General features: G+C 73.0%; 8 protein-coding genes. 5 read left to right on the top strand and 3 right to left on the bottom strand.

What is annotated here, in order from left to right:
• A partial coding sequence (locus IEY91_RS41565) for a helix-turn-helix transcriptional regulator (protein ID WP_229696667.1) occupies positions 1-861 on the bottom strand: 861 nt, incomplete at its 3' end.
• 116 nt (positions 862-977) lie between these two features.
• Between IEY91_RS41565 and IEY91_RS03610 the strand changes: the two genes are divergently transcribed.
• Complete coding sequence (locus IEY91_RS03610) at positions 978-2477, top strand: cell division protein PerM (RefSeq protein ID WP_229696689.1); 1500 nt, start codon at positions 978-980, stop codon at positions 2475-2477.
• Between the two features lie 258 nt (positions 2478-2735).
• Here IEY91_RS03610 and IEY91_RS03605 read toward each other — a convergent pair whose 3' ends face one another.
• The gene (locus IEY91_RS03605; protein ID WP_189172753.1) at positions 2736-3686 is read right to left on the bottom strand and encodes a hypothetical protein; all 951 of its coding nucleotides are present in this window, start codon (positions 3684-3686) and stop codon (positions 2736-2738) included.
• A gap of 261 nt (positions 3687-3947) precedes the next feature.
• Here IEY91_RS03605 and purN point away from each other — a divergent pair, with 261 nt between their 5' ends.
• Positions 3948-4568 carry a phosphoribosylglycinamide formyltransferase gene (gene purN, locus IEY91_RS03600; RefSeq protein WP_189172752.1) on the top strand — a complete coding sequence of 207 codons (621 nt, stop codon included), beginning with the start codon at positions 3948-3950 and terminating at the stop codon, positions 4566-4568.
• Positions 4565-6145 (top strand): bifunctional phosphoribosylaminoimidazolecarboxamide formyltransferase/IMP cyclohydrolase, encoded by a 1581-nt coding sequence (gene purH, locus IEY91_RS03595; RefSeq protein WP_189172751.1) that lies wholly within the window; start codon positions 4565-4567, stop codon positions 6143-6145. The genes purN and purH overlap by 4 nt, the downstream gene beginning before the upstream one ends.
• Before the next feature lie 78 nt (positions 6146-6223).
• Here the strand turns inward: purH and IEY91_RS03590 are convergent, their stop codons facing one another.
• A complete protein-coding gene (locus IEY91_RS03590; protein WP_189172750.1) occupies positions 6224-6934 on the bottom strand; it encodes an RDD family protein in 711 nt (236 codons plus the stop codon).
• A gap of 235 nt (positions 6935-7169) precedes the next feature.
• Between IEY91_RS03590 and IEY91_RS03585 the strand changes: the two genes are divergently transcribed.
• On the top strand, positions 7170-8030 hold the full coding sequence (locus IEY91_RS03585) for a bifunctional methylenetetrahydrofolate dehydrogenase/methenyltetrahydrofolate cyclohydrolase (protein WP_164321555.1): 861 nt from the start codon (positions 7170-7172) through the stop codon (positions 8028-8030).
• A 22-nt stretch (positions 8031-8052) separates the two neighbouring features.
• Positions 8053-8640: a DUF3017 domain-containing protein gene (locus IEY91_RS03580; protein ID WP_189172749.1), complete on the top strand. Its 588-nt coding sequence runs from the start codon at positions 8053-8055 to the stop codon at positions 8638-8640.
• The last annotated feature ends 492 nt before the right edge of the window (positions 8641-9132 follow it).

The following is a 9132-nucleotide window of genomic DNA, read 5'->3' as shown; positions in this document are numbered from 1 at the left end:
CCGCGCCGCGTCCGGGCTCCGCGCCGCGTCCGGGCTCCGCGCCGCGTCCGGGCTCCGCGCCGCGTCCGGCTTCCCCGCCGTGTCCGGGTCCGTTGCCGCAGCCCCCGCAGCCGGGGTCGCCGCCGGTCCCTGACCGCCCGCCAGGTCCGGGTACGGGCCGGGCGCCTCGTCCGGCCTCCGCGCCGTGCCCGGGTTCTTCGCCGTCACCGAGTCCCGTGCCGCGTCCGCGTCTTTCGCCACGACCGATCCCCTCGCCGCGGCCGAGTCGCTTGCCGTGTCCAGGTCCGTCGCCGCAGCCGGACCCCTCACCGCAGCCGGGTCCTTGGCCGTGGCCCGCGCCGACGGCCCCTGGCAGCCCGCCGCTTCCGCGGCCGCCCCCGGCCCCCGGCCCGCCGCCCGATCCGGCAGTCCCGCCGACTCCGCCTCTGCCGCCGACTTCCCGTCTCCGCCCGGCGCCGGCCCTGTCCCCGCCCCACCCCCCGGGTCCGCGACCGCCGACCCGGCCGGGCCGCCCTCCGGGACCTGGTCGGCCGCCTCCTGGTCGAAGGCCACCGTCCCCGCCGTCTTCCGCGCGGCCTTCCGCGGCCCCGCCTCGCCGGTGCGGGGATCGGCGTCGTGGCCCTCGGCCAGCCCCGCCAGGAAGTGGGCGTACGCCACGCGGCTGTGTCCGCGAGGGTGTTTGCGGCCCGACTCCCAGGCGCGGACGGTGTCGCGGGAGACGCCGACCTCCGCGGCGACCTGGGCCTGGCTCAGCGACCTCGCCTCACGCAGCCTGCGGCGTTCCTTGGGCGCCGGGAGCGAGGGCGGACCCCCCTGCCCGAGCGAAGCCGAGCGCTTGGGGGCGGCAGGGCTCTGGGACATGGCTAGCCGATCCGTCGTACGAAAAAGTACATAAACGTATATTGAGCGACACATCGGGCATTCGCCCGTTACGCGGAGAAAGCGCGTGTCGTTGGGACCATGACCGCGTGACCCATATGACCGATGACGCTGGTTCTCTGACGCTCTATCGGAAGCAGACGGCGCCGGGCCTCGGTACCTGCGTGCTCGGCGGGGCGATCGCCGCGGGCCTCGGGCTCGGCGCGTTCGCGGTGCTCGTGATGGGGCTGTGGATCAGCTCGCCGTATCCGGACAGCGGACCGGGCGGCGCGCTGCACGTCGCGGCCGCGCTGTGGCTGCTCGCGCACGGCACCGAGCTGGTCCGCACCGAGACGCTGTCCGGCGTACCCGCGCCGGTGGGCGTCACGCCATTGCTGCTGCTCGTCCTCCCTGCCTGGCTGGTGCACCGCGCGGCGCGCGACGCGGCGGACCCGGACGAGCGGGCGATGGGAGCGCGGACCGCCCTGGTGGGCGTGGTCGGCGGCTATCTGCTGGTGGCGACGGCCGCGACGGTGTACGCGGCGGGCGGTGAGCTGCGGCCCTCGTGGCTGAGCGTCCTTGCACACGTGCCGCTGCTCGTCGCGGGCGCGGCGGGGTTCGGTGTGTGGACGGCGCACGGGCGGCCGCCGGGGCCGCTGCCGGGGGTGGTGCGGCGCGCGGTGGACCGGCTTCCGGTTCCGGGTGCGGTACGTCGCTTCGTACGGGAACGGGGGGCCGCCGTGGGACGGGCCGCCGCCGCGGGCACCGCGGTGCTCGTCGGCGGGGGAGCGCTGCTCGTCGGGGTGGCGGTGGTGCTGCACGGCGGGTTGGTGCGGGACGCGTTCCTGGACGTCACCACGGTGTGGTCGGGGCGGTTCGCGGTGCTCGTGCTGGCGTTGGCGCTGGTGCCGAACGCGGCGGTGTGGGGGGCGGCGTACGGGCTCGGGCCCGGGTTCGTGCTGGGGACCGGGACGGTGGTGGGGCCGCTCGGCGCGGACGCGGCGCCGATGCTGCCCGCGTTTCCGCTGCTCGCGGCGGTGCCGCAGGCGGGGGGCGGGTCGCCGCTCACGTGGGTGGTGGGGGTGGTGCCGGTGGTGGCCGGGGCGGTGCTCGGGTGGTTCCTGGCTCGGGCGGCGACGCCCGCGCCTGCTTCCGCTTCGGGTGGGGAGGCCCCTTGGTCCGTGGGGCGGACGGCCCTGGGGGCCGGGGTGGCCGCGGTGCTCTGCGGGGTCGGCTGCGCCGGGCTCGCGGGGATGGCCGGGGGGCCGATGGGGGTGCGGGTGCTTGCCGAGTTCGGGCCGGTGTGGTGGTTCACCGGGGTGGCGGCGGTGGCGTGGACCGGGGTGGTGGGGGTGCCGGTGGCCTTGGGGGTGCGGTGGTGGCGGCTGCGGGTGCGGGTTCGGGCGGGGGCGCCCGAGGGAGAGCGGCGGCGCTGGAATTGGGGTCGAGTTCTGTGGTGGCGGAAGCGGGATGTGGCCGTCGGCGGTGAGGCGGTTGTTCCGGAGCCGCCCACGGTCCCGCCCGTGGCCCTGCCTGTGCTTCCGCCTGTGCTCCCACCCGCGGAAATGGAGCCGTACGACTTCCTGCCCCCGCCCGAGCCACGTGACCCCTTGTCGTGACGCGAACGGTTGGCGAACCGGTGCCGTAGTTGTGTATGATCATGGCACAACTTCGGTGCACAGCACGGGAGTCGCGCGTCTGTGGTCCAAGGAAAGACGCCCATCATCCGATGGGAAATGTAGGTGCAAGGCCTGCCGGGCGCTCCACACACGAAGGTCCCCTCACGGGTGAAGTGAGGGGACCTTCGTCGTTGTGCGTGGCGGTGCGTGAGGCGTCCGCGCCGCGCCCCGAGCGGGGGTGCGGCGCGGACGTGCGCGTCAGTCGCGGTCCGTCAGGAGCGGGCGCAGCTGCTTCGGGAGCAGGTCCTCGCAGGACTGGCGGGACGTCGTGGTCAGGGCGTCGTCACGGCACGTGTAGTAGTCCCGGTAGATGAGCTGCGCGGCGAACGTCGCGAGCACCATCACAAGCGCCAGCGAAGCCGTGACCAGGCCGCTGATCGCAGCCGTCGTCTGCGGCCGCGAGCCCCGCCCGGAGCCGTTGGACGCCCCGGCCCCCGCCGCGCCCCCGGAAGCGGGAGCACCGCCCGCCGCCCCCTGCGCGGCCGCGGGCACCGGAGCCGTCGGGTCGGCGAGCCGCGGCTTGGCCCGCAGCGCGCTGATCGCCCAGTGCAGGCCGAGCGCGCCGAGCAGCAACGCCACGTACTGCCAGCCGAAGAGCGCGAAGAAGAACGCCCACATGCCGGAGAGCAGCGCGTAGCGGGCGCGGCGCTGGGCCGGGTCCGTCGGGTCCCAGCGCATGCCGCCGCCCGACCCGCCCGAACCGCCGGAGCCGGAACCCTCGGGGCCCTGACCGCGGGGCCGCTCGCCGAAGCCGCCGTCCGAGGACCGTCCGGGCTGCCGGTCGCTCCACTGGCTGCCCCAGGGCGAGTCGTCCCGGCCGCCGTCGCCGCCGTTGTCGCCGTTTCCGTCGGACCCCTGCCCGCTCTTGGGCCGCCGCGGCTGCCAGGGCCGCTCCGGCGTGCCCTCGGGCGGCGGCGCGAACGGGTTGTCGTCGGAGGACCCGTTGTTTCCGGAAGATCCACCGGACCCGGAAGACCCACCGGCCCCAGAGGCCCCGGAGGACCCGCCGGAGTCCCGCGGCGGCGAAGAAGGCTGCCCGCCCCCGTCCCGCAGCAGGGGAGACCCCACCCGCCCGTCGCGTGTCGAGCCCTGCGTGCGGGACGGTTCGTACGCGAAGGGCAGCGGGAGGCGGAGGCTACGGTCCGGCATCAGGTGTGCGTCTTCCCCTTGATAGAGCTCGGCGGCCCGGTTCGGCGGACCGGGCAACTCGGCGATGAAGCTTGGCAACTCGGTGTTCAGGAGTCTGCCCCCACAGACGCTACCTTCCGGCCGCGCCCCCGTCCCGTGAGGGGCCGTCCGGTGTGCCGGTATCGTTGCTGCCGGTCGGCCGCTTCGTAGGGTTCCCCGTATCGGGGAGTACGAAGCCTTCGTACGACCGTACAAAGAAAGCTCCCGAGAAAGGGCCCCGCCGTGGCCAAGGCCAAGCGCCTCGTCGTGCTGGTCTCCGGATCAGGTACGAATCTGCAGGCACTGCTCGACGCCATCGCGGAGCACGGGGCCGACGCCTACGGCGCCGAGATCGTGGCCGTCGGCGCCGACCGGACCGGCATCGCGGGCCTGGAGCGCGCCGAGCGCGCGGGCCTGCCGACGTTCGTGTGCCGGGTGAAGGACTACGCGAGCCGCGACGAGTGGGACCGCGCGCTCGCCGAGGCCACCGCGGCGCACGCGCCCGACCTGGTCGTGTCGGCCGGCTTCATGAAGATCGTCGGGAAGGAATTCCTGGCCCGGTTCGGCGGCCGCACGGTGAACACGCACCCGGCGCTGCTGCCCAGTTTTCCGGGGGCCCACGGCGTACGCGACGCGCTCGCGTACGGCGCGAAGGTCACCGGCTGCACCGTCCACTTCGTCGACGACGGCGTCGACAGCGGCCCGATCATCGCGCAGGGCGTGGTGGACGTACGGGACGAGGACGACGAGAGCGCGCTGCACGAGCGCATCAAGGAAGTCGAGCGAAGGCTGCTCGTCGAAGTCGTGGGGCGCCTGGCCCGCGACGGCTTCTCGATTGAGGGACGAAAGGTAGTTATCCCGTGACCGCCGAAGGTACGGCCACCGCCGAAGGAACGCAGCGCCCCATCAAGCGCGCACTCATCAGCGTCTACGACAAGACCGGCCTGGAAGACCTCGCGCGCGGGCTCCACGACGCGGGCGTCGAGCTCGTGTCGACCGGCTCCACCGCCGCGCGGATCGCCGCGGCCGGGGTGCCGGTCACCAAGGTCGAGGAGCTCACCGGCTTCCCCGAGTGCCTGGACGGCCGGGTCAAGACGCTGCACCCGCGCGTGCACGCCGGCATCCTCGCCGACCTGCGCCTCGAGGACCACCGGCGGCAGCTCGCCGAGCTCGGCGTGGAGCCGTTCCAGCTCGTCGTCGTGAACCTGTACCCGTTCAAGGAGACCGTCGCCTCCGGCGCGACGCCCGACGAGTGCGTGGAGCAGATCGACATCGGCGGCCCCTCGATGGTCCGCGCCGCCGCCAAGAACCACCCCTCCGTCGCGGTCGTCACCAGCCCCGCGCGCTACGACGCCGTGCTCGCCGCGGTCCGCGCGGGCGGCTTCGACCTGACGACGCGCAAGCGCCTCGCGGGAGAAGCGTTCCAGCACACGGCGGCGTACGACGTCGCGGTGGCGTCCTGGTTCGCGGACGGCTACGCGGCCGCCGACGAGAGTGGCTTCCCCGAGTTCATCGGCTCGACGCACGCGCGCAAGAACGTGCTGCGCTACGGCGAGAACCCGCACCAGGGCGCCGCCCTCTACACCGACGGCCGCGGTGGCCTCGCCGAGGCCGAGCAGCTGCACGGCAAGGAGATGTCGTACAACAACTTCACGGACACGGACGCCGCGCGCCGTGCCGCGTACGACCACGACGACCCGTGCGTCGCGATCATCAAGCACGCCAACCCGTGCGGCATCGCGATCGGCGGCAACGTCGCCGAGGCGCACCGCAAGGCGCACGCCTGCGACCCGCTGTCCGCGTTCGGCGGCGTCATCGCCGTGAACCGGCCGGTGACGCGGGAGATGGCCGAGCAGGTCGCCGACATCTTCACCGAGGTCATCGTCGCGCCCGACTTCGAGGACGGCGCGCTGGAGGCCCTCACCAAGAAGAAGAACATCCGCGTCCTTCGCGTCCCGCAGGCGCCGTCCGCGCCCGTCGAGGTCAAGCCCATCGACGGCGGCGCGCTGCTCCAGGTCACCGACCGCCTTCAGGCCGACGGCGACAACCCGGCCAACTGGACGCTCGCCACGGGCGACGCCCTCTCCAAGGGCGAGCTCGCCGAACTGGCCTTCGCCTGGCGTGCCTGCCGCGCCGTGAAGTCCAACGCGATCCTGCTCGCCAAGGACGGCGCGTCCGTCGGCGTCGGCATGGGCCAGGTCAACCGCGTCGACTCCGCGAAGCTCGCCGTCGAGCGGGCGGGCGAGGACCGCGCGCGCGGCGCGTTCGCGGCGTCCGACGCGTTCTTCCCCTTCCCCGACGGCCTGGAGGTCCTGACCGCCGCGGGCGTCAAGGCCGTGGTGCAGCCCGGCGGTTCGGTACGTGACGAACTGGTCGTCGAGGCGGCGAAGAAGGCGGGCGTGACGATGTACTTCACGGGGACGCGGCACTTCTTCCACTGAGCCGGTACCGGTACACGTACGGCGCGGGCGCCGCTCCCTCGATGGGGGCGGCGCCCGCGCCGTACACGAAGTGGCCGGTCAGTTGTTGGACCGCTGGATGACCATGGTCTTGGCGGCCTTGTCGTGCCAGCCCTGCTGGCGGCCCGTCTTGTCCCAGAACGGGGACAGATAGACGAGGAGTTGGCCGATGCCGCAGGCCAGGGAGCCCACGACCGGGATGATGTAGCGGACGAACGCGGAGCCGACCCCCGGATTGCGGCCCGTCTCCGCGTCGACGACGCGGATGCCGACGGCGAGCTTGCCGAGCGTGCCGCCGACCAGAGTGGTCATCAGCCACTCGTAGACCAGGCCGAAGATGCCGATGACGGCGATGACGGCACCCATCTGGGCAGCGATGTCGGAGCCGGCGTCGTTCATGCAGCTGTCGTAGTTGACGGAACCGGGGTCGCAGTCCTTCGCCTCGTTGAACGCGCTGACGACACCGGCGGCGGCGAGGATCGCGATGATGACGCCGAACGCCACCCCGTCGATGACGCGGGCGCCGAAACGGCGTCCCATCGAGGCCACCGTCGGGCCGGGGCCGCCCGGGTAGCCGTAACCGCCGGGCTGCTGGGGGTAGGCGCCGTACGGCTGGGCCTGCTGCGGGTAGGCCGCGTAGCCCTGGCCCGGATAGCCGCCCTGCTGCGGCGGTACGCCCTGGGGAGCCTGCTGCGGATAGCCGTACCCGGGGCCGTAGCCCGGCGGGGGCTGGTTGGGGTCCTGAGGCGGTGGCCCGTAGGGGTTGCTCATGGTGGGGATTCCTCCGTCGGGGAGCGCGTGCGGGGACTGCGCGGCACGCACGGAGGAAACGTTCACAGGAGCGTCGGTCCCCCCGACACCGGCCGCGGCACTGTGGCCCACATGCTTCTTCAGCGTCGTCGTGTTTGTCCAGCCAGCTCTCCGAACGTTGTGCGAGTGCAATCGAGGGGCGGCGGCGGTGCCCCCGGATTGGTACGCGGGCGGGCTCATCCGGGAGGATGGGGCCATGACCGCCCAGATTCTCGATGGCAAGGCCACCGCAGCAGCGATCAAGTCCGAACTGGCCGTCCGCGTGGCGGCCCTGAAGGCCCAGGGCGTCACGCCCGGCCTCGGTACCGTCCTGGTCGGGGACGACCCCGGCAGCCAGAAGTACGTCGCGGGCAAGCACCGCGACTGCGCCCAGGTGGGCATCGCCTCCATCCAGCGCGAACTGCCCGCGACCGCCTCCCAGGAGGAGATCGAGGCCGTCGTGCGCGAGCTCAACGACGACCCGGCCTGCACGGGCTACATCGTGCAACTGCCCCTGCCCAAGGGCATCGACGAGAACCGCGTCCTGGAGCTGATGGACCCGGCCAAGGACGCCGACGGTCTGCACCCGACCAACCTGGGCCGTCTCGTCCTGAACGAGCCGGGTCCGCTGCCGTGCACCCCGTACGGCATCGTGCGGCTGCTGCGGCAGCACGGTGTGGAGATCAACGGCGCGGAGGTCGTCGTCGTCGGGCGCGGCGTGACCATCGGGCGGCCGATGCCGCTGCTGCTCACCCGCAAGTCGGAGAACGCGACGGTCACCCAGTGCCACACCGGCACCCGCGACCTCTCGTCCCACCTGAAGCGGGCCGACATCATCGTGGCGGCGGCAGGCGTGCCGCACCTCATCAGGGCCGAGGACGTGAAGCCCGGCGCCGCCGTGCTCGACGTCGGTGTCTCGCGCGACGGCAACGGCAAGATCGTCGGCGATGTCGAGCCGGGCGTCGCCGAGGTCGCCGGATGGATCTCGCCCAACCCGGGCGGTGTGGGCCCGATGACGCGCGCCCAGCTCCTCGTCAACGTCGTCGAGGCCGCGGAACGTGCCGCTGCCGAGGGCTGAGCGGGGGAAGGGTGGTGACGGGATGAACGTAACGCCGGAGGCCGAGCCCGGCTCCGAAGCGGATGCGAATGCGGCGGCGGAAGCCGAGGCTGAGGGCGAGGGCAAGTCCGAAGCCAGGACCGAAGCCAAGTCCGAGGCCAAGTCCGAGGCCGAGGCCGAGCTCGAAGCCGGGTCCGCCAAGGGTGCCGTCAGCGCCCCCGGCCCCGACGGCGAGCCCCGCAAGGTGTCCCGGCGGTTCCCGCTGTTCACGCGGGACACCGCCAGGCCCGAGGGCGGGGGACGCGCGGCGTCGGGGGACGCGCCCGCCCCCGCACGGCAGTGGCCGCTGCTCAGCGTCGTGTCCCTGGTGGGGCTCGGGCTGATCCTGACCGCCTTCGACGTGTTCCGCGTCGGCACGATACTGATCGGGGTCGCGCTGCTCGCGGGCGCCGTGATGCGCTGGTGGCTGCCGGGCGTCGGCATGCTGGCGGTGCGTTCGCGGTTCACGGACATGGTGACGTACGGCAGTCTCGGCCTGGCGATCGTGCTGCTCTCGATGATGGCGCAGCCGAATCCGTGGCTGAGGATCCCGTTTCTCGACGACGCGCTGCACTTCACGATCAGCAGCTAGCCGGCACATCCCCACAGCGGCACACACCAACGGCCCGTACTCGCCAGGAGAGTACGGGCCGTTGGCCGTGGGGGCAGGGGGTGGTGCGGCGGTCGCGGGCCCGTTCCTCCGTGCGCCCCTGCACGGAGCCGCGAACCTCAGTGGTCTTGCTGGAAACGGCACCGTGCTGGAGATGCCGTAACCCGGGTGGTGCGGTGGTGCGGTGGTGCGGTGAGCAGGAAAATGCCGGTAATTCAGGGGATGCCAGTTGTGCCGGTTGTGCCGGTAATGCTGGTCGTACTGATGGTGAAGTTGTTGGGGCGCAGACCCGGTCCCCCGTGCAAACCCCCGTTTGCAGGTCCGCGCCCCCTTCCCCCTGCGCGCCGTTCGTCAAGGCGGCGCGGTGGGTGGTGCTGACCAAAAACTTACGGGGGGCGGTCGCATCCCGTCGTCCCGTGCCGGGTTGACGTTCGAATACCACTCGGGGCGTACAACGCCGCCGTCTACAACTTC

Source organism: Streptomyces lasiicapitis, assembly GCF_014646335.1.
In the GTDB taxonomy this organism is placed as follows: Bacteria; Actinomycetota; Actinomycetes; order Streptomycetales; family Streptomycetaceae; genus Streptomyces; species Streptomyces lasiicapitis.
The sequence above is the reverse complement of the archived record's forward strand: the minus strand, read 5'-3'. Positions and strand labels throughout refer to the sequence as shown.

What these genes read in the sequence shown, in the direction of transcription:
- IEY91_RS03610 (WP_229696689.1), top strand. Translation starts at nt 978, where the DNA reads ATGACCGATGACGCTGGTTCTCTGACGCTCTATCGGAAGCAGACGGCG.
- IEY91_RS03605 (WP_189172753.1), bottom strand. Translation starts at nt 3,686, where the DNA reads ATGCCGGACCGTAGCCTCCGCCTCCCGCTGCCCTTCGCGTACGAACCG.
- IEY91_RS03590 (WP_189172750.1), bottom strand. Translation starts at nt 6,934, where the DNA reads ATGAGCAACCCCTACGGGCCACCGCCTCAGGACCCCAACCAGCCCCCG.
- IEY91_RS03585 (WP_164321555.1), top strand. Translation starts at nt 7,170, where the DNA reads ATGACCGCCCAGATTCTCGATGGCAAGGCCACCGCAGCAGCGATCAAG.
- IEY91_RS03580 (WP_189172749.1), top strand. Translation starts at nt 8,053, where the DNA reads ATGAACGTAACGCCGGAGGCCGAGCCCGGCTCCGAAGCGGATGCGAAT.